The following is an 18,500-nucleotide window of genomic DNA, read 5'->3' on the forward strand; positions in this document are numbered from 1 at the left end:
CGCCGCGGTGCGCTCCGCCCGGCCGGTGCGCGACCGGACCACCGGCAGCAGCGTACGAAGAGGCGCGAACCGGACCGTGAACGGCGGGCGGAATCGGCACGGCGAACGCGGTAAGGATCCGGGGAGGCCCTCCGTCACCACCGGCGGGGCGCCGATCCGCACCCCGGCAAGGAGTTGAGCGCCATGTCCGAGCGGCCCAGGCCCGCCGAGACGCCCGCCCGGCAGAACGTCACCTTCCCGAGCGCGGGAGCCACCGCGCACGGCTATCTCGCGCTGCCCCCGTCGGGAAGCGGTCCGGGCGTCCTCGTCATCCAGGAGTGGTGGGGGCTGACGGACCACATCGCCGACGTGGCCGACCGGCTCGCCGCCGAGGGCTTCGTCGCCCTGGCACCCGACCTGTACGGCGGCAGCGTGGCGCACGACGCCGACGAGGCCCTGCGGATGATGAAGGCCCTGCCGGTCTCCCGCGGTGTCGAACTGCTCTCCGGCGCCGTCGGCCACCTGCTGTCCCTGCCCGAGGTCACCTCCGCCACGGTCGGCGCGGTCGGCTTCTGCATGGGCGGCGGGTTCGTGCTGTACCTCGCGGCGGTCGAGCCGCGGGTGAGCGCGGCCGTGCCGTTCTACGGCGTCGTCCGGGGCGAGCTGCCCGACTTCTCCGGGCTGCGCGCCCAGCTCCTCGGCCACTACGGGGAGCAGGACCGGAGCATCCCGCCGGAGCAGGTCGAGGAGCTGGGCGAGGCGATCCGGCGGCAGTCGGGCGTCACCGCGGACTTCCGCCTGTACCCGGCCGGCCACGCCTTCTTCAACGACCGCCGCCCCAGCCACGAGCCAGGATCGGCGGACCGCGCCTGGCAGAGCACCGTGGCGTTCCTGCACCGGCAGCTGGACTGACCGGGACCGGATGCCGCGGCCGGGGCCGGCGGGCGCGGGAGAACGCTCAGTCGGTCCCGGCGTGCAGCGCGTCGAGACGGGCCATCTCCTCGTCGGTGAGGCGCAGGGCGCCCGCGGCCACGTTCTCCACGAGGTGGTCGGGGTTGCCGGTGCCGGGGATGGCCAGTACGTGCGGGCCCTGCTGGAGGGTCCAGGCGATCCGGACCTGTGCGGGTGTCGCGTCGTGGGCCTTCGCGACGGCCGCGACCGCCTCGTCGTGCGCACCGCCCGCCGCCCCCTGGGAGCCGCCCTCGCCGGCGATGGCGAAGAACGGCACGAAGGCGATGCCCTCCTCGCCGCAGATCCGCAGCAGTTCGTCGGTGCCGGGATCGTGGAGATCGAGCCCGAAGCGGTTCTGCACGCACACCACCGGCGCGATGGCCCGGGCCTCCTCGAGGTGGCGCGGCTCCACGTCGGAGATGCCGAGGTGGCGGATCAGGCCCTCCTCGCGCAGTTCGGCGAGCGCGCCGAAGTGCTCGGCGATGGAGTCCTGCCCCATCCGGCGCAGGTTCACCACGTCCAGGTGGTCGCGGCCGAGCTGACGCAGGTTCTCCTCGACGTGGCCGCGCAGGTCGTCGGGGCGCGCGGACGGACCCCACTCCCCCGAGCAGTTCCGGAACGGACCGACCTTCGTGACGACGACCAGGCCGTCCGGGTACGGCGACAGGGCGCTGTTGATCAGCTCGTTGGCGGAGCGCCGGGCGGAGAAGTAGAAGGCCGCCGTGTCGATGTGGTTCACGCCGAGCTCGACCGCCCGGCGCAGGACGGCGATCGAGCGGGTCCGGTCGCTCGGTGTGCCGAGGTGGAAGGCGGCGCTGCCCGTCAGCCGCATCGCGCCGAGGCCGATGCGGTGGACGGGCAGGCCGCCGAGTTCCCAGGTGCCCGCGGCGTCCGCGGTGATCGTTTCGGAGGTCATCGGCGGAGTCTCGCACACCCGCGTATCACGGTCCCGTGTGCCGTACGGGCGGATGTCAGGGATATGTGTGGGTGTTCAGCGCGTCCACGGCGGCCGCGGGGCCGCCCAGGTCGTAGCGGTCCACGGCGAGGAAGTTGGGCTTCTTGCGTGCGGCGGGCTCGCAGAACCGCCGGGCGCGGTCGGCGAGTTTGGTGTTGTCGGTCTGTGCCGTGGCGGCGATCGTGCTGTCGCGGAAGTGGTTCATCACGAACAGCGGCCGGAAGCCCGGTTCGGTGTGCGTCAGCGGGATGTTGAGGTCGGCGCCGTACCAGCGGCTGTGGCAGGACCAGTCGGACGCGCCGAGGCCCGGTCCCATCGACCAGTGGTTCTCGACCGTCCACTCGCGCTGGTACATCACGCCGAAGCCGTCCCGGACCAGGCCCGCGGCCTCGTCGGCGGAGCGGCTGTGGTCGGTGAGGATCAGCAGCCGGTCGTTCGCCGCGATCAGGTCGGCCATCCTGGGCCAGCCGCCGTTCCGCACCCCGGTCCGGTCGGGCCGGTAGAGCACGTCGGACAGGCCCCGGACACGGGCGAGTTCGGCGCGCAGGACGCCCGGATCGACGTAGTCCTCCAGGAACACGGTGACGAACTGGTCGGGGTGCGCCTCCAGGAAGTCCACCATGCGCTGGAGGTCCACCCACAGGGCGACCGGCCTGCTGACCAGGGTGCAGCTGTTGTGGCAGAGGATCGCGCCGTCCGGGGTCTGGTGGATGTCCAGCATGAACCCCCGCACGCCGTCGGCGAGTTGCTGGTCGATGCCACGGCTCTGGTTGGGGAAGAGGTTGACGAACGGCGGGGCGAAGCCGCCGTCGACTCCGTTGGCGTAGGCGTTGTGGGCGGTGAGGAAGGTGACCTGGTCGAGAGTGCGCTGGTCCGCCGGTGGCATGGGCCGGGTGTCCGGTGTCACCGGCGTGAGGTACCAGCGGGCCGGATCGCCCGCCGGCCCGATGGCCAACGGGGCCGGGTAGTTGGCGCCGGGCGGTTTGGCGGCGACGGTCAAGTAGCGTTCGGCGCCGGGTGACTTGAGCGCGTACTGGTCGTCCCCGGCCGGCGCGATCTCCCAGGCCGCCGCCGCGTCGGTACAGGCGACGGCGCGCGCCTGGTCGCCCGAGCGGCCGAGGCAGGTGCCGGTCAGGTCGGCGTTCTCCAGGACGTACGACGGCCCGTTCGCCCTCAGGTTCCACTGCTGGTGGTCCTCGTCGCCCCTCGGGTTGTGCTGTTCCACGGCGTCGGCACCGGTGGCCGCCGCGGCCAGACCGGTCGTGACGCTCTGGACGTAGTACGCCCCGGCGGCCGGAGCCTGTGCCGTGGCGCTCGCGGGAGCGGGGGGCGCCACGGCGGCGGCGAGCGCCGCGGTCGTGGCGAGCAGCGCGTGGGGGGTGCGCATGGCGGTGTGCCCTTCGTCCGGACGGTGGCCGTACCCCGGGGGAGCGGCCGATGACACCGTCGGCCAGGATGGTCAGGTGCATGACACCACGCTCGGCGGCCGGACGTCAGCGGAACAGGTCGGCATCCGGCGCGACGTCGAGGACCCGGCGAGCACGGCCGCACCCCCGCGAGGCCGGACGGAGCCGGTCCTCGTGCGCATGCGCCGGTGGTACCGGGCACGGTGTGGGGGGCGGCCGCGGTGGGGGGTTGGGGGCACTCAACCGCATTGGCCTGCACCAGTCAAGGGTATAGACCAGTCAAATCCCTTGCCCCGGTGGGCCGGAGACGGCGCGGCCGTACTCGGCGCCGGCCTCGACGGCGGATGCGCCGGGCATCAATCCCCGGCCGGATGCAGGAACGGCCGCACCTCGATGGGGAGGGTGGTGGCCAGGCCTGCCTTCCGGCCCCACTCCAGGGCCGCGTCCAGGTCGGGCGCCTTGATGAGGCACAGGCCACCCAGGTACTCGTCACCCTGGGTGTAGGGGCCGTCGGTGACCCGCACCTCACCGCCCCCGGGACGCAGGACGACGGCGGTCTCCGGGCCGTGCAGCCCGCCGGCGAAGACCCAGGCGCCCGCCTCGCGCAGCTCCTGGTGGAAGCCCTCGACGTCGCGCATGATCCGCGCGAGCGCCTCGGCCGAGGGCGGCTCGCCCTCGGCCGGCTGGATCACGCTGAGCAGGTAGTACTTCATGACGTTCTCCTTGGCGTCGTGCCGTCGTCCCACCTCGTACACGAACGGCGGGCCCCCGCACCGGCACCTCGCCCGACGGCCTCGGCGGAATCCCTTCCCCGGCCATCGCGGTGCGGCAGCCCCGGCCACGCGATCGGCCCACGGAAAGCGCCGGGCACGCATCCGCGAGAGCCGTTCCGGTGGAAGTCATGTGGAAGTGATCCGGAGAGTCACAAGGCACCGACACGCGAGGGACAGAGGCCGATGAACGGTGAGGACACGGGCGACGGGCTGCGCTGCCTGGTGACGGGCGCCACCGGGTACATCGGCGGTCGGCTGGTCCCCGAGCTGCTCGACGCCGGCCACCGGGTGCGCTGCCTGGCCCGCTCCCCCGGCAAGCTGCGCGACCATCCGTGGGCGGCTCGCACGGAGGTGGTGCGCGGGGACGTCACCGACCCGGAGTCGGTCGCCGAGGCCCTGCGGGACGTCGACGTCGCCTACTACCTGGTGCACGCCCTCGGCACCGGCAAGGACTTCGAGGAGACCGACCGCAGGGCCGCGCGTATCTTCGGGGAACGGGCCCGGGCCGCGGGCGTACGGCGCATCGTCTACCTCGGCGGCCTGACCCCCGCCGGTGTGCCGCAACAAAAGCTGTCCCCACATCTGCGCTCGCGTACGGAGGTCGGCCGCATCCTGCTGGCCTCGGGTGTCCCGACCACCGTCCTGCGCGCCGCCGTCATCATCGGCTCCGGCTCCGCCTCCTTCGAGATGCTGCGCTACCTCACCGAGCGCCTGCCCGTGATGGTCACCCCCAGCTGGGTGGGCACCCGCATCCAGCCGATCGCCGTGCGCGACGTGCTGCGCGTCCTGGTGGGCAGCGCGCGGATGCCCGCCGACGTGAACCGGGCCTTCGACATCGGCGGGCCGGACGTCCTGACGTACCGGGACATGATGCTGCGGTACGCGGTGGTGGCGGGCCTGCCCCGCCGGGTCATCGTCCCCGTCCCGGTGCTCACCCCCCGTCTGTCCAGTCACTGGATCGGCCTGGTCACCCCCGTACCGGCGGCCATCGCGCGGCCGCTCGCCGAGTCGCTGCGCCACGAGGTGGTCTGCCGCGAGCACGACATCCTGCGGTACGTGCCCGACCCTCCCGGGCATCCGATCGGCTTCGACGAGGCGGTGCGGCTGGCCCTGCGACGGGTCCGCGACGCGCAGGTGACGACCCGGTGGTCGTCCGCGTCGGTGCCCGGCGCGCCCAGCGATCCCCTGCCCACCGACCCCGACTGGGCCGGCGGCAGCCTCTACACGGACCGGCGGGAACGCACGGTGGACGCCCCGCCCGAGGCCCTGTGGCGGGTCATCGAGGGCATCGGCGGCGACCACGGCTGGTACTCCTTCCCCCTCGCTTGGGCGCTGCGCGGCGGCCTCGACCGGCTGGCGGGCGGGGTCGGGCTGCGCCGGGGCCGCCGTGACGCGCAGCGGCTGCGGGCCGGCGACTCGCTCGACTTCTGGCGCGTGGAGGAGATCGAGCCGGGACGGCTGCTCCGGCTGCGGGCCGAGATGCGGCTGCCGGGTCTGGCCTGGCTGGAGATGCGCGTCGGCACCGACGCCCGGGGCCGCACGCTGTACCGCCAGCGCGCGGTGTTCCATCCGCACGGGCTGCTGGGGCACGCCTACTGGTGGAGTGTCTCGCCCTTCCACGCGCTCGTGTTCGGCGGGATGGCCCGCAACATCGCCGGCGCGGCGGCCGAGCAGGCCCGGCTCACCCAGGCGGGGGAACGCACCTCCGTGCGCTGACCCCCGCATCCGTCGGACGCCCCGCGCCCGAAGCGATCCGAGCGATCCGGAGCGATCCGTCCGGCCTTCCCGTCCCCTGCACGGAGACCCCACATGAATGTCTCGGTCGTCCTGTTCACCGCCGACCTGCGGGTACGCGACCACCCGCCGCTGCGCGCCGCCCTCGACGGCTCCCGGCACGTCGTCCCGCTGTTCGTCCGCGACCGGGCCGTGGACGGGGCCGGCTTCGCCGCCCCGAACCGGCTGGCGTTCCTCGCCGACTGCCTCCACGGCCTCGACGCGGAACTGCGCCGGCGCGGCGGCCGACTGGTCGTCCGCGGCGGCGACCTCGTCGACCAGGTGTGCGAGGTGGCCCGTGAGGCAGACGCCGACGAGGTCCACATGGCGTCCGACGTCAGCGGCTTCGCCCACCGCCGCGAGGAGCGCCTGCGGCGCGCGTTGGAGGCGGACGGACGCCGGCTGCACGTGCACGACACGGTGACCACGGCGGTCACGCCCGGCGCGCTGACACCGTCCTCCTCGGACCACTTCGCCGTCTTCACCCCCTACTTCCGGCAGTGGTCGGGGCAGCGACTGCGCGCTCCGCTCGGCGCACCCCGCACCGTCCGCGTGCCGGACGGCGTCGCCTCCGAGGAGCTGCCCTCCCGGCCGGCCGCCGCGGACCTGTCGGCGGGACTGGCGCCGGGCGGCGAGGCGGAGGGCCGCAGGCGGTTGGCGGCCTGGCTGCGCTCCGGCGTCGGCGCCTACGAGGAGCGCCACGACGACCTGGCCGGCGACGCCACGTCCCGGCTCTCCCCCCACCTGCACTTCGGCACCCTCTCCCCGGTCGAGCTCGTGCACCGGGCGCGCGGCGCCGGCGGACCGGGCGCGGAGGCCTTCGTACGGCAGCTCGCCTGGCGCGACTTCCACCGCCAGGTGCTGGCGGCGCGGCCCGCCGCGGCGAGCGCCGACTACCGCACGAAGCACGACCGCTGGCGGTCCGAGCGGTCCGCGCGCGAGGATGTCGAGGCGTGGCGGGAGGGCCGCACCGGCTACCCGATCGTCGACGCGGCCATGCGCCAGCTGCTGCACGAGGGCTGGATGCACAACCGGGGCCGCCTGCTGACCGCGAGCTTCCTCACCAAGACCCTGTACGTCGACTGGCGGGTGGGCGCGCGGCACTTCCTGCGGTACCTGGTCGACGGCGACATCGCCAACAACCAGCTCAACTGGCAGTGGATGGCGGGCACCGGCACGGACGCCCGGCCCAACCGGGTGCTCAACCCCGTCACCCAGGCCAAGCGGTACGACCCCGACGGCACGTACGTACGCCGCTGGGTACCCGAACTCGCCGGGCTGGACGGGCCTGCCGTGCACGAGCCGTGGAAGCTCCAGGGGCCGGCGCGGGCCGCCCTCGACTACCCGGACCCGGTCGTGGAACTGTCCGAGGGGCTGGCCCGCTTCAAGCGTGCCCGCGGACGCGAGTGAGGATCCGCGCCCGCCCTGGAAAACGACGCAGGATCGATGCAAGTTGAGGAGAGCGTGCCGGGGATCACACGATTGCGGCACGGGGGCGAGCCCCGGGAACCGTCACAGGAGCCGTCGTCATGACACCGCATCCGACCTCCGTTCCGACCGACACCGCGCATCCCACCGGCGCCGCCGCGTCGGCTTCCGCTTGCGCTACGGACCGTCTCGCGGAAGTGTCCGCGCGGGCGCCCGACGAGGAGCTCGCGCGCGGCCTGGTGGCGGGCGACGACGCCTGCCTGGCCGCCGCCTACCACCGCTGGTCGGCCCTGGTCCACACGCTGGCCTGGCGGTCCCTGGGGGACCCCAAGGAGGCGGAGGACGTGACCCAGCAGGTCTTCCTCGGTGTCTGGCGGGGCAGGCACGGCTACCGGCCCGAACGCGGCCCGCTCGCCGGGTGGATCGTCGGCATCACCCGGCGCAGGATCGCCGACGCGCTGTCCGCCCGGACCCGTCGCGGGGAGCTGGTCGCGGCCGCCGGGGCGGCCCTGGGCACCGCCGATCCGTCCTGCGGCCGGCCGGAGGCCGCCCTGGACCGCGTTCTGGTCCGGTACGAGCTGGACCGGCTCCCGACCGCCCAGCGGCGCGTGCTGCGTCTGGCCTTCTTCGAGGACCTGACCCAGACGCAGATCGCGGCGCGCACGGGCTGGCCGCTGGGCACCGTCAAGAGCCACGCCCGCCGGGGCCTGCACCAGTTGCGCCGCCGCCTGGAGCAGCAGGCCTGCGGTGGGGACCGGCATGCGATGCACGAACGATGCGAGAAGTCCGGACCGGCCCGCGCATGAGCGGACCGGCTCGCCCCGGGTCAGTGACCGGGCACCAGCCAGGGGTCCTGGGGAAGCGGACTGCCGGTCTCCACGAGGGACTTGAGATTGGACAGGACCGCGGGCCAGCCGCCCGAGACGTCGGCGAGTTCGCCCTCGTCGTTGAGGTCCTCGTGGGTGACGGTGAGGCGGACGATGTCCCCGTGCGGCCGGATGTCGAAGGTGACCCGGGAGTGCCTGTCCGGCCGCTCCGCGTCCTCGGGCGCGGCCCAGGTCGTCACCAGGCGGGTGGGGCGGTCGGCCTCGATCACCGTGCCGACCACGTCGGCGACGCCCGAACCGTCCGTGCGGACATGCTCCCAGCCGGAGCCGGGCCGCCAGTCCGAGACATTGCTGTGGCCCCAGTACACGGCGGTCAGATCGGCGTCCGTGAGGGCGTCCCAGACCGTTTCGGGTGTGCTCTCGATATAGATGACGTACACATAGCTCGGTGAGTCGGCCATGGCTTCCTCGGCTCGTCGCTTCACGGCGCCCAACGCGCTCAGACGCGGGCGTTCGAACTTGTCGATCCACCGCTCCTGGATCTCGTGGAGCGGGACGGGATTGAGGTAGTGCAGCTTCTCCCGCCCCCGCCGCACCGTGCTGACCAGGTTGGCGGCCTCCAGTACGGCCAGGTGCTGGGTGACCGACTGACGCGTCATGTCGATGCGCGCGCACAGCTCGCCCAGCGTCTGCCCGTTGTACTCGTGCAGGCGGTCCAGCAGCAGTCTGCGGGTCTCGTCGGCGAGTGCCTTGAAGACCCTGTCCATCTCCGAGTCACCGCGTGATTGCACACTCCAGTCATGCAGGCAGTTACCTGCATGTCAAGCGGGGCGGTGGAACCGACCGGTGTGGCTCCGGTTCCAGCGGGCATTCGAAGGGCGCGGGGGTCACGACGCAGAGGGGCGGAAGATGGAGATCACGGGCATCATCAGTGCCATCGTCATCGGCTTGATCATCGGTGTCCTGGGACGGCTCGTCGTTCCCGGCCGCCAGCACATAGGCGTTCTGTGGACGATCCTCATCGGCATCGTGGCCGCCCTGGTCGGCGCGGCGATCGCCTCCGCGCTCGGTGTCGCCGACACCAAGGGGGTCGACTGGATCGAGTGGCTCATCCAGATCGCCCTCGCCGCGGTGGGTGTCACCGCGCTGGACCGGGCGAAGGCGGGTCACCGCTGAGCCGGCGACCCCGCTCGATCCGGGAGACGGCTCACGGCTCGTACACGTACGGCGTCGTGGTGGTCAGCGCGACGAAGCCGAGGCGTTCGAGGATGGGGCGGCTCTGGCTGGAGGCGTCGACCTGGAGGTAGCGGTAGCCGCGGTCGGCGGCGGCACGGGCGCGGTGGGCGACGAGGGCGCGATAGATGCCCCGGCCCCGCCAGCCCTCTGCGGTGCCGCCGCCCCACAGGCCCGCGAACGGTGTCCCGGGCACCAGCTCCATGCGCGCCGCGCTCACCGGCACGTCACCGGCGAGGGCGACGACGGCGACGAGCGTGTCCGGCTCGGCGGCGAGCCGGGCGAGGAGGCGGTGGCGCAGACGGGAGCCGTCCGTGCCGAACGCCCGCTCGTGCACGCCGACCAGCAGGTCGACACCCGCCTCGTCGGTGACCGTGCGCAGGCGAACACCCTCGGGCGGCTCGGCGTCGAGGGGCAGATCGGCGATCTCGCCGACCATCAGCGTCTCCTGCGGCTCGGGGGCGAAGCCGGCGGCCAGTAGACGCCGCCCGAGGTCCACGGGGCGGTCGTGCCCGTACACCTTCCACTCGAAGGCGAGGCCGGACTCGCCGTAGCGGGCCGTCTGTTCGGCGATCGCGGCGTCCACGGAGGCCTCGTCGAGGTCCGACCACAGCACGCCGTTCCAGTCCTGCTCCGAGCCGACCTGGCGCACCACCTTCCCGACGCGCTCCACGCGCATGCCGGGGCCGTCGGGGCGAGCGCTCTCGCGCAGGTCCCGGTCGTACAGGGCGAGTACCGCGGTGTGATCCATACGCCGACTGGAACAGACCGCGGACGTCCACGGCAACAGGTTTATGCGCGGGACCCGCGACCCGGGGGCCGCACCGGGCAGGTCCGGTGGGCCTCCGCCACGGTCGCGGGGCCGCTTCAGCGGTACGCGCCGGGCCGGAAACGCCGGTACAGGACGGCTCCGCCGAGCACCAGGGCCGCCCCCGCGGCCACCACCGGCGCGGTCTGATCCGCGCCGGTGTGGGCGAGCGTCGACTGCGCCTGAGGCACGGCCGCCGGCTCGGTCACGGGCCTCGGCGGCTGCTGCGGCTCGGACCGCACGGGCGGCACAGGCGTCGGGGCGACGTGGTCGCCCGGGGTGTTCGTGGACGTGTTGCCGGAGGCCGCGTTGCCGATGCCCCCCACGTTCACGCCGTTGCCAGTGACGTTCACCGGAACGTGCACGGGCAGCTGGATGGTGTCGCCGGAGCCCACACCCGGGGAATCCTGTGTGCTCGCCTGTGCCGCCGCACCGTCGGCTGCCGGCGTCCGGTCCCTCCCGTCGGACGCGTTGGCGCACCGGTTGCCCGCCGCGGGGTTGAGAAGCCCCACCACGTCCACGGTGTTCCCGCACACGTTCACCGGAACGTCCACCGGCAGCTGGATGGTGTTGCCGGAGAGCACACCGGGCGAGCCGGCCGCGGCACCCTCCGCCGCGGCGCCGCCGTCCGCCGCGAAGGCGGACACCGGCATGGCCATCGCCATCGCCCCGGAGGCGGCGGCCACGGCGATCACACTGTTCCGGGTGACCCGTTTCATAGGTTCCCTGCCTTCCAGACATGGTCGCGGGCGCTCACCCGCACCACGTAAAACGCTGGTGAAGGATTCGGGGTTATGGCCTGTCGTCCTTTCACCCCATCGGGGGGCCTGTTATCGAACGATGGGCGAAGCCGCCGGTGCCGGGCGGCGGGTCCCGATGCCGAGACCGTGCGGCCGCCCGCCGGGAGGCGGCGTCCGGAGGGGCCGCCTAAGGTGGGCGAAGGCCTGTTCCCGGTCCTCGGCGGAACGTTGCTGGAGGCGTCCATGCCGGCCAAACTGTCGACGCGGCGCGCGGCCCGGCGCGGCGCGTGCGTCGGGGCCGTCACGCTTGTCGTCCTCGCCGCGGGACTGCCCGCGGGGGCCGACAGCGGCATGCCGGGCGGCCTGAGCCGGTTCTACCGCCAGAAGGTGACGTGGTCGGCGTGCGAGGCCGACGCCCCGAAGGACATGCAGTGCGGCAAGGTCACCGTTCCCCTGGACTACGCGCACCCCGGCGCCGGCACCCTCGACCTCGCCCTGGCCCGCTACCGGGCCACCGGCCCCTCCCGGGGCTCGGTGCTGCTCGACTTCGGCGGTCCCGGTGTCGCGGGCGTGCCCGGACTGACCACCGACGGCAGACGGTTCATGGACCTGACCAACGGCTACGACGTGGTCGCCTTCGACCCGCGGGGCGTCGGCAGGTCCTCTCCGGTCGGCTGCGGCCTGAGCACGGACGACCGGGCCGCGCGGACGATCGGCGCGAACGGGGACCTCGGCGACCCGAAGGTCGCCCGCGAGAAACTCGCGGCGTGGCAGCGGACGGCCGCCGAGTGCGCCCGGCGCTCGGGCCCGGTCCAGGCGCACATGGGCACCGTCGACGCGGCCCGGGACCTGGACGTGATCCGTCAGGCGCTCGGCGACGACCGGCTCGACTACCTGGGCTTCTCCTACGGCACCCGGCTCGGCGCGGTGTACGCCGCGCTGTTCCCCGGCAAGGTCGGCAGGATGGCCCTCGACGGGGTCGACACCCTGACCGAGCCGCTGGCGGAGCAGGGGCTGGTGGCCGCCGAGGGGCAGCAGACGGCGCTCGACGACTTCCTCGACTGGTGCGTGCGGGACCTCGCCTGCCCGCTGGGCGACGACCGCCGCGCGGCCGGCGACCAGATGGTCCGGCTCGTCCGCTCGCTCGACGCGAACCCGGTGCCGAACGGGTTCGGCGGCCGGCTGTCGGGCCAGGACCTCGCCCGGGCGGTCGGGCAGGCGCTCTACAGCAAGCGGTTGTGGCCCACCCTGGAACGGGCGTTGGCCTCCCTGGTGGAGGACGGCGACACGCACGGCATCGAGGCCTTCACCGCCGGGGGCGGCACCCTGCCGGGACGGCGGAGCGCGCCGCGTCCGGCGGACGGTGGTCTGGTCGGCTCCGCCGAGATACCGCCGGACAACCAGCCCGCCGCGACCATGGCGGTCAACTGCGCCGACGACCCCGACCGGCCCGGCGCCGCGCAGCTCACCAAGGACCTCGGCCGGCTGAGCGCCGAGTACGAGCAGGCCTCGCCGGTCTTCGGCCGCGCCCGGCTGAACGAGGTGCTGATGTGCTACGGCCGTCCCAAGGGCACCGGCTTCATCCGCGAGAAGGTGAAGAACGTCGACACGGCGAGGATGCTGCTGGTCGGTACCCGCGGCGACCCGGCGACCCCGTACCGCTGGACGCTGGAGACGGCGCGGCGGCTCGGCCCGTCCGCCGTGGTGCTCGACAACCGGGCCGACGGGCACACCGGGTACTTGTCCTCCCGGTGCGTGCACAAGAAGGTGAACGACTTCCTGCTGTACGGCTCCCTGCCGGCCGACGGCAGCTCGTGCGGCGCGGACCGGGAGCCGGACGCGAGCGGCTGACCGGGCTCAGCCGGTGACGATCCGGGGCTGGTACAGGTCCAGCCAGACGGCCAGGTCGAGGGTCCGCTCCAGGCCGCGTCGCGCCGCCTGGTTGCCGCCGAGGTCGGTGTCGCTGTGCGCGAGGCGGCGCAGCCGTTCCTGATCCACGAGGTCGAAGACCGGGTGCCCCGGCCGGCCGAGCAGGTCCTTGGCGTGGTCCTGGAGGGCGAGGGCGTACTTGGGGTCCTGGGTGGACGGGTAGGGGCTCTTGACCCTGTCGTAGACGGACTTGGGCAGCAGGTCCGCGGTCGCCTCCCGCAGCAGGCTCTTCTCCCGGCCGTCGAAGGACTTCAGGGCCCAGGGCGCGTTGTAGACGTACTCGACCAGGCGGTGGTCGCAGTAGGGGACGCGGACCTCCAGGCCGACCGCCATGCTCATCCGGTCCTTGCGGTCGAGCAGGGCCCGGACGAAGCGGGTCAGGTGGAGGTGGCAGATCTGCCGCATGCGGAACTCGAAGTCGCTCTCGCCGTCGAGGCGGCTGACGGCGCCGATGGCGGTGCGGTAGCCGTCGGCGACGTAGGCGCGCAGGTCGAGGGCCCGGGCGAGGTCGGGGCGCAGGACACCGGCGTCGTCGCCGAAGTCGCGCTGGAAGCGCACCAGCCAGGGGAAGGTGTCGGCGCGGCGCGCCTCCTCGTCGAAGAAGTGCTGGTAGCCGCCGAAGACCTCGTCGGCGGACTCGCCGGACAGGGCGACGGTGGAGTGGTCCCGGATGCTGCGGAACAGCAGGTACAGGGAGGAGTCCATGTCGCCGAAGCCCATCGGCAGGTCGCGGGCGCGGACCACCTTCCGGCGGATCTCCGGGTCGGCGAGGGTGTGCGCGTCGAGCACGATGTCCTGGTGGTCGGTGCCGGCGGCGCGCGCCACGTCGTGCACGAACGGCGTGTCGGGGGTGGCGCGCAGGTCGTCCGCGACGAAGTGGTCGCTCTGCCCGACGAAGTCGACGGCGAAGCTGCGCACCTTCTCACCCTGCTCGGCCAGGCGGCGGGCGGCCAGCGCGGTCATGGCGGAGGAGTCCAGGCCGCCGGAGAGCAGGGTGCAGCGGGGCACGTCGGCGACGAGCTGGCGGCGCACGATGTCGTCCAGCAGGGTGCGCACCGTGGCGACGGTGGTGTCGCGGTCGTCGGGGTGGGGCAGGCTCCGCAGCCGCCAGTAGACGCGGGTGCGCAGGCCGGTGCGGCCGACGGTGACGACGGTTCCGGGCTCGACCTCGTGCATGCCGTCCCAGACGGCGTGGCCCGGGGTCTTGACGAAGGTGAACAGCTCGCGCAGGCCGTCCAGGGTGACCCGGGGACGGACCATGGGGTTGGCGAGGATGGCCTTGGGCTCGGAGCCGAAGAGGACGCCGTCGGGGGTGGGGTGGTAGTAGAAGGGCTTGATGCCCATCCGGTCGCGGATCATGACGAGCTCGTCGTGGCGGCCGTCCCAGATCGCGAAGGCGTACATGCCGTTGAGGCGCTCGGCCACGGCGTCGCCCCACTCCAGGTAGCCGCGCAGGACGACCTCGGTGTCGGAGTCGGTGGTGAAGCGGTGGCCGCGCGCGGCCAGTTCGGAGCGCAGCTCGGTGAAGTTGTAGGCCTCACCGGAGTAGACGAGCGCCACCGTGCCGTCGGGGGTGCCGGCGGTCATGGGCTGCCGGCCGCCGGGCAGGTCGATGATCGCGAGCCTGCGGTGCCCGAGAGCCGCCGGTCCCTCGGTCCAGGTGCCGCGGTCGTCGGGGCCGCGGCAGGCCATCGTCTCGGTCATGGCGCGCAGGGTCGCGGCCTCGGCGCGCAGATCGCGGTCGTAGGAGACCCAGCCGGTGATGCCGCACATCCGCTACCTCCTGCCCTCCGGCCCGCCGGAAGGGGTCGCTCACCCGCACGGAGCCGGGTGGGCGCCCGACGCCCGGGCGAACCAGTTGCATCGAGCATCTATATGACGAGCGTGTGCCACGGGGCGGTGGCGGTCAACGCGGCCGTCACCCGGTTGCCACCGTGACCCGCTCGTTCCGGCCGCACTTTGCTCCCGGAGCATCGCGGAAACGGCCTCGTACCAGGGACGGAGCACCGGGAACCGGCCAAGGGCAAAGACTTCTCCAATGTCCGCGAACGGGGCCGCGCCGACTCGGGCGGCCCATATCCCGGACGGTCTCGGGCGGGGCACGCCGCAGGGCCTGCGGCACCTGCGGCGCCTTACCAGCGAAAGACCCCGCGCGCGAGCCGAGTTGCCCCGAATGCCTGAAGCGCGAATCGGACCTATCGTGCTGTCATGGAGCACGAGCTGAGTCCCTCGATCCTCACCGAGCTGCGGCGTCCGCGCCCCTACCCGGCGGTGTCGGTGCTGACGCCGACACACCGCCGCGAGCCCGACAACGCGCAGGATCCGGTCCGGCTGCGCAACGTCGTGGCCGAGGCCAAGCGGCAGCTGGAGACCAACCCCCAGGTCACCCGGGAGCAGCGCAACGACGTCGTCCGGCAACTCGACCAGGCCCTCGCCGAGGTGGACCTGACGTACGCCGAGGACGGACTGGCGATCTTCGCCGCCCCGGGCGAGCACCAGGTGTGGTCGCTGACCCGTACCGTCCCGGAGCGCGTGGTCCTCTCGGACACCTTCCTGACCCGCAACCTGGTCTCCGCGCGGACCGCCGAGCGCCCGTTCTGGATACTGTCCGTCTCCGCGGACCGCGTGACGCTGTGGAGCGGCGGCGTCGACCGCGTCACGGAGGACCACACCGGCGGCTTCCCGCTGACCAGGAAACTCGTCGAGAACTTCGACGCCGAACGCCGGATGCAGATCGGCGACGCGCCGAGCACGTTCCGGGACCAGAGCACCCGCCAGTTCCTGCGGGAGGCGGACAGCGCGATGAGCGCGGTCCTGCGCGAGCATCCGCGCCGGCTGTACATCACGGGTGAGCAGGCCGCACTGTCCGCCCTGGAGGAGGTCGGCAGCGTCGCCAAGTGCGCGGTACCCGTCCAGCACGGCGGCCTGGCGCACACCACCCCCGAGGCCGTCTGGCGGGCGATCGGGCCCGTCCACGGCGAGGAGACGCGGAGTGACACCGAGGCGGTGGCCCGGGAACTGGAGGGGGCCCGCGGACGCAAGGAGTACGCGGCCGGTGTCGACGAGGTCTGGCAGACCGCGCGGGAGGGCCGGATCCGGCTGCTGGCCGTCGAGGAGAACTACCGTGTGACGGTGCGCGACTCCGCCGGCGGCCATCTGGTTCCGGCGGAGAGCGAGGAGCCGGGCGCCCGCGAGGACATCGTGGACGAGATCGTCGAGCAGTGCCTGGAGACGGGTGCCGACGTGCGCTTCGTCCCCGACGGCACCCTGGGTGACGCGCAGGGGATCGCCGGAGTGCTGCGCTACTGACGCCGGGCGCGGGCACGGCCGTGCCGGGCACCGGGGCCCCTCCGGGGAGGCCCGGCGGCGCCCGGCGCGGCGGGCCGCCGGGTCAGACCGTGCCGAAGAGGGTGCTCAGGCCGCGGTCGACGGCCGCGGTGAGGTCCTCCTGGCCGGCCGCGACCACCGCGTAGCTGCGCAGCAGGAAGCGGCGCAGCGCCGGGGTGTCGAACTGGAGCAGGGCCAGGCCGGAGGGCGAGTGCAGTTCCAGCACCGTACGGGACCCTCCGCACGGCCACAGGTGCACGTCCCCCGCCCCGGCCTGCCCTTCGAGTCCGTCTTCCAGCAGGGCGCGGGCGAAGGTCCACGAGACCGCCGCGCCGTCGAGGGAGGCCTCGGGCGGGAAGTCCACGTGCACGGCCAGCGGGTCGGTGGAGACGTAGCGCAGGATGGCGGGCACGGCGAGTTCCCGCCCGTCCGCGGTGATCAGGCGGGCGCGGGCGGACTGCTCGAGAGTGGTGTCCATGATCGGTCTCCCCTGCGGGTCGTCAGGTCGGCCGGTTGTGCCGTTGTCCTTAGGAGCCCGAAGGGGCCGTTCGCATTACGCATGACCCCCCATCAATCCATGTGACGTGCGTCACTCCTTCGATGATCGAGGTCGGGCGGCCGACCGGGAGGGAACACATGACCGTAGAACACACGCCTGAAAGTCCGGGCGCCGTCTCCGAACGACCGCCAAATCACGTACGTCGTCTACGCCTTGGCCACCGGGGCGGCTACACCTAAAGTGCCGGTCAGCCGCCCGGGGAAGACTGTGGCATATGCCAGGTGCACCCTCGCATCGCTTCTTGCCAAATCCCTTACGGGGCGCCGTCGGCTGTGCAACAGTCATAGCGGTCCCTCCCACCGCCTCGGCCGTACCGTCCCCGCATCGGAGTGCGCCATGCCGCCCCACGTGTCCGCGGACCGCTCCCCCGCCCAGCCATCAGGGCGCGGGCCGGTCGACGCGCTGATGTCGCAGGCGCGCCGTCTCAGGGGCGAGGTGGACGCCGTGCGGCAGGACGCGCAGGGCGACGCCTCGGATCCGCGGGGCCGGTGGGAGCGTGCCCTGTGCGACCTGGCGCTGCGCCAACTCAACGATCTGGACGAATACTTGGCACAGTTACGGGAAGGCCCGCCACCGGTGCCCGAGGCACTGGCGGCCGAGCTCGGCGCACCGGCCGCCCCATCGCGCGGTCCACTGCTCAGCCGGGTAGGCAGCGCCGAGTGGAACCTGCTGACGGACGAGGCCGCCTGGTCGGGCGAGCTGTTCCTGATCCTCGGCCGCGACCCCGCCGTTCCCCCGCTCACCCTCGACGAACTGCCCTCCGTGGTGCTGGACGAGGACCGGCCCCGGCTGACCGCCATGGTCACCGACTGCCTGGTCGACGCCAAGCCGATCGACGGGGAGTTCCGCATCGTGCGGCCCGACGGAGCCGTCCGCGCGGTGCACATGATGGGCGAGCCCGTGCTCGACGCCGACGGCGGCACCACCTCGATGTGGGCGGTGCTGCGGGACGTCAGCGAACTGCGGCTCAGTCAGTCGGCGGTGCGCGAGACCCGTGACTCGCTGCACCGTCACCGGCGTCGCACGCAGACCGAGCGCCGGCTCGCGGTCGAGCCGCAGGAAGCCGCGCTCCCCCCGTGGCGCGGCTCCCTGCGGCTCCCGCGCCGGGGCCGCCCGAGGCTCGACCTGGCCGCCCACCACCTGCCGTCCTCGACCGGCACGCCGATCTGGGCCGACTGGTACGACGCGCTGGAGCTGTCCGACGGCGACACTCTGCTCAGCGTCGGCGGACTCACCGGCCGCGGGCCGGGCGTGACCTCGGGCACGGCGCTGCTGCTGGGTGCCCTGCGCGGCATGGCGATGGCGGGGGCCCGGCCCGGCCAGCTGATGACCTGGCTCGACCAACTGCACGACGCCACCGTGCAGCCGGCTCTGGGCAGCGCCGTCTGCTGCCGCTACCGGCCCGTCACCCGCACCCTGACCTGGGCGCGGGCAGGACACCCCGCCCCGCTGCTGTTCCGCGGCGGGACGGGGCGGATCCTGGACGGCCCGGACGGCGTCCTGCTCGGCGCCGCTTCGGGAGCCTGCTACGGGCAGGCCGAGGAGACCCTGGAGACGGGCGACCTGCTCCTGCTGCACACCGACGGACTGGTGCCGCGACGGGAGTCCGCGCGCTCCAGCGCAGCCGAACGCGACGGAGCGACGGCCACCGCACAACGCCTGCTCGAGCTGGCCCCGCGGTTCACCGCGGCGCGCCGCGCGCAGGAGTGCGTACGGACGGTCGTGGAGGAGTTCGGCGGAACCGGGCGCGAGGACGACGCCTGCGTGCTGGTCGCCCGAGTGACGTCGTAGCCCGCGTACGGAACCGGGACC

The 18,500-nt window shown here is 73.4% G+C and carries 16 protein-coding genes; 8 read left to right on the forward strand and 8 right to left on the reverse strand.

Features of this window, described 5'->3' with window-relative positions:
* The first annotated feature begins 183 nt into the window (after positions 1 to 183).
* Positions 184 to 891 carry a dienelactone hydrolase family protein gene (locus ACFY3J_RS13225; protein ID WP_384179929.1) on the forward strand — a complete coding sequence of 236 codons (708 nt, stop codon included), beginning with the start codon at positions 184 to 186 and terminating at the stop codon, positions 889 to 891.
* 46 nt (positions 892 to 937) lie between these two features.
* Here the strand turns inward: ACFY3J_RS13225 and ACFY3J_RS13230 are convergent, their stop codons facing one another.
* The 3 genes from ACFY3J_RS13230 to ACFY3J_RS13240 all read right to left on the reverse strand — a co-directional run bounded on the left by ACFY3J_RS13230 (position 938) and on the right by ACFY3J_RS13240 (position 4,004).
* The gene (locus ACFY3J_RS13230) at positions 938 to 1,846 is read right to left on the reverse strand and encodes an aldo/keto reductase (RefSeq protein ID WP_384179927.1); all 909 of its coding nucleotides are present in this window, start codon (positions 1,844 to 1,846) and stop codon (positions 938 to 940) included.
* Between the two features lie 55 nt (positions 1,847 to 1,901).
* Positions 1,902 to 3,272 carry a PI-PLC domain-containing protein gene (locus ACFY3J_RS13235; RefSeq protein WP_384179925.1) on the reverse strand — a complete coding sequence of 457 codons (1,371 nt, stop codon included), beginning with the start codon at positions 3,270 to 3,272 and terminating at the stop codon, positions 1,902 to 1,904.
* Between the two features lie 375 nt (positions 3,273 to 3,647).
* The gene (locus tag ACFY3J_RS13240) at positions 3,648 to 4,004 is read right to left on the reverse strand and encodes a YciI family protein (protein WP_141366972.1); all 357 of its coding nucleotides are present in this window, start codon (positions 4,002 to 4,004) and stop codon (positions 3,648 to 3,650) included.
* A 243-nt stretch (positions 4,005 to 4,247) separates the two neighbouring features.
* Between ACFY3J_RS13240 and ACFY3J_RS13245 the strand changes: the two genes are divergently transcribed.
* The 3 genes from ACFY3J_RS13245 (at position 4,248) to ACFY3J_RS13255 (ending at position 8,071) form a co-directional block, all read left to right on the forward strand.
* The gene (locus ACFY3J_RS13245) at positions 4,248 to 5,780 is read left to right on the forward strand and encodes an SDR family oxidoreductase (protein WP_390840872.1); all 1,533 of its coding nucleotides are present in this window, start codon (positions 4,248 to 4,250) and stop codon (positions 5,778 to 5,780) included.
* A gap of 93 nt (positions 5,781 to 5,873) precedes the next feature.
* Complete coding sequence (locus tag ACFY3J_RS13250) at positions 5,874 to 7,247, forward strand: cryptochrome/photolyase family protein (RefSeq protein WP_384179921.1); 1,374 nt, start codon at positions 5,874 to 5,876, stop codon at positions 7,245 to 7,247.
* Positions 7,248 to 7,366: 119 nt separating this feature from the next.
* Positions 7,367 to 8,071: a sigma-70 family RNA polymerase sigma factor gene (locus ACFY3J_RS13255; protein ID WP_384179919.1), complete on the forward strand. Its 705-nt coding sequence runs from the start codon at positions 7,367 to 7,369 to the stop codon at positions 8,069 to 8,071.
* Between the two features lie 20 nt (positions 8,072 to 8,091).
* Here the strand turns inward: ACFY3J_RS13255 and ACFY3J_RS13260 are convergent, their stop codons facing one another.
* A complete protein-coding gene (locus ACFY3J_RS13260; protein WP_390840873.1) occupies positions 8,092 to 8,859 on the reverse strand; it encodes an ArsR/SmtB family transcription factor in 768 nt (255 codons plus the stop codon).
* A 142-nt stretch (positions 8,860 to 9,001) separates the two neighbouring features.
* On the opposite strand from ACFY3J_RS13260, the gene ACFY3J_RS13265 reads away from it, so the two are divergent.
* A complete protein-coding gene (locus ACFY3J_RS13265) occupies positions 9,002 to 9,268 on the forward strand; it encodes a GlsB/YeaQ/YmgE family stress response membrane protein (protein WP_141364363.1) in 267 nt (88 codons plus the stop codon).
* A 31-nt stretch (positions 9,269 to 9,299) separates the two neighbouring features.
* Here ACFY3J_RS13265 and ACFY3J_RS13270 read toward each other — a convergent pair whose 3' ends face one another.
* Both ACFY3J_RS13270 and ACFY3J_RS13275 read right to left on the reverse strand, forming a co-directional pair.
* Positions 9,300 to 10,076, reverse strand: coding sequence for a GNAT family N-acetyltransferase (locus tag ACFY3J_RS13270; RefSeq protein WP_384179915.1), 777 nt, complete (start codon positions 10,074 to 10,076; stop codon positions 9,300 to 9,302).
* Positions 10,077 to 10,192: 116 nt separating this feature from the next.
* Positions 10,193 to 10,852, reverse strand: a complete 660-nt coding sequence (locus tag ACFY3J_RS13275) for a chaplin family protein (RefSeq protein ID WP_384179913.1) — start codon at positions 10,850 to 10,852, stop codon at positions 10,193 to 10,195.
* A gap of 264 nt (positions 10,853 to 11,116) precedes the next feature.
* On the opposite strand from ACFY3J_RS13275, the gene ACFY3J_RS13280 reads away from it, so the two are divergent.
* Positions 11,117 to 12,724 (forward strand): alpha/beta hydrolase, encoded by a 1,608-nt coding sequence (locus ACFY3J_RS13280; RefSeq protein ID WP_384180072.1) that lies wholly within the window; start codon positions 11,117 to 11,119, stop codon positions 12,722 to 12,724.
* Positions 12,725 to 12,730: 6 nt separating this feature from the next.
* Here ACFY3J_RS13280 and asnB read toward each other — a convergent pair whose 3' ends face one another.
* Complete coding sequence (asnB, locus tag ACFY3J_RS13285; RefSeq protein ID WP_384179911.1) at positions 12,731 to 14,575, reverse strand: asparagine synthase (glutamine-hydrolyzing); 1,845 nt, start codon at positions 14,573 to 14,575, stop codon at positions 12,731 to 12,733.
* 435 nt (positions 14,576 to 15,010) lie between these two features.
* On the opposite strand from asnB, the gene ACFY3J_RS13290 reads away from it, so the two are divergent.
* A complete protein-coding gene (locus tag ACFY3J_RS13290; protein ID WP_384179909.1) occupies positions 15,011 to 16,111 on the forward strand; it encodes a chemotaxis protein in 1,101 nt (366 codons plus the stop codon).
* 82 nt (positions 16,112 to 16,193) lie between these two features.
* Here the strand turns inward: ACFY3J_RS13290 and ACFY3J_RS13295 are convergent, their stop codons facing one another.
* Positions 16,194 to 16,607: an SsgA family sporulation/cell division regulator gene (locus ACFY3J_RS13295; protein ID WP_384179907.1), complete on the reverse strand. Its 414-nt coding sequence runs from the start codon at positions 16,605 to 16,607 to the stop codon at positions 16,194 to 16,196.
* A gap of 417 nt (positions 16,608 to 17,024) precedes the next feature.
* On the opposite strand from ACFY3J_RS13295, the gene ACFY3J_RS13300 reads away from it, so the two are divergent.
* Positions 17,025 to 18,479, forward strand: a complete 1,455-nt coding sequence (locus ACFY3J_RS13300) for a PP2C family protein-serine/threonine phosphatase (RefSeq protein ID WP_384179905.1) — start codon at positions 17,025 to 17,027, stop codon at positions 18,477 to 18,479.
* Positions 18,480 to 18,500 lie beyond the last annotated feature (21 nt).

The sequence above is a fragment of the Streptomyces sp. NPDC001231 genome, from assembly GCF_042896885.1.
Lineage (GTDB): Bacteria > Actinomycetota > Actinomycetes > Streptomycetales > Streptomycetaceae > Streptomyces.

Excerpts from the sequence above, each read along its gene's own strand:
- ACFY3J_RS13225 (WP_384179929.1), top strand. The coding sequence starts at position 184 with ATGTCCGAGCGGCCCAGGCCCGCCGAGACGCCCGCCCGGCAGAACGTC.
- ACFY3J_RS13230 (WP_384179927.1), bottom strand. The coding sequence starts at position 1,846 with ATGACCTCCGAAACGATCACCGCGGACGCCGCGGGCACCTGGGAACTC.
- ACFY3J_RS13235 (WP_384179925.1), bottom strand. The coding sequence starts at position 3,272 with ATGCGCACCCCCCACGCGCTGCTCGCCACGACCGCGGCGCTCGCCGCC.
- ACFY3J_RS13240 (WP_141366972.1), bottom strand. The coding sequence starts at position 4,004 with ATGAAGTACTACCTGCTCAGCGTGATCCAGCCGGCCGAGGGCGAGCCG.
- ACFY3J_RS13245 (WP_390840872.1), top strand. The coding sequence starts at position 4,248 with ATGAACGGTGAGGACACGGGCGACGGGCTGCGCTGCCTGGTGACGGGC.
- ACFY3J_RS13250 (WP_384179921.1), top strand. The coding sequence starts at position 5,874 with ATGAATGTCTCGGTCGTCCTGTTCACCGCCGACCTGCGGGTACGCGAC.
- ACFY3J_RS13255 (WP_384179919.1), top strand. The coding sequence starts at position 7,367 with ATGACACCGCATCCGACCTCCGTTCCGACCGACACCGCGCATCCCACC.
- ACFY3J_RS13260 (WP_390840873.1), bottom strand. The coding sequence starts at position 8,859 with ATGGACAGGGTCTTCAAGGCACTCGCCGACGAGACCCGCAGACTGCTG.
- ACFY3J_RS13265 (WP_141364363.1), top strand. The coding sequence starts at position 9,002 with ATGGAGATCACGGGCATCATCAGTGCCATCGTCATCGGCTTGATCATC.
- ACFY3J_RS13270 (WP_384179915.1), bottom strand. The coding sequence starts at position 10,076 with ATGGATCACACCGCGGTACTCGCCCTGTACGACCGGGACCTGCGCGAG.
- ACFY3J_RS13275 (WP_384179913.1), bottom strand. The coding sequence starts at position 10,852 with ATGAAACGGGTCACCCGGAACAGTGTGATCGCCGTGGCCGCCGCCTCC.
- ACFY3J_RS13280 (WP_384180072.1), top strand. The coding sequence starts at position 11,117 with ATGCCGGCCAAACTGTCGACGCGGCGCGCGGCCCGGCGCGGCGCGTGC.
- asnB (WP_384179911.1), bottom strand. The coding sequence starts at position 14,575 with ATGTGCGGCATCACCGGCTGGGTCTCCTACGACCGCGATCTGCGCGCC.
- ACFY3J_RS13290 (WP_384179909.1), top strand. The coding sequence starts at position 15,011 with ATGGAGCACGAGCTGAGTCCCTCGATCCTCACCGAGCTGCGGCGTCCG.
- ACFY3J_RS13295 (WP_384179907.1), bottom strand. The coding sequence starts at position 16,607 with ATGGACACCACTCTCGAGCAGTCCGCCCGCGCCCGCCTGATCACCGCG.
- ACFY3J_RS13300 (WP_384179905.1), top strand. The coding sequence starts at position 17,025 with ATGCCGCCCCACGTGTCCGCGGACCGCTCCCCCGCCCAGCCATCAGGG.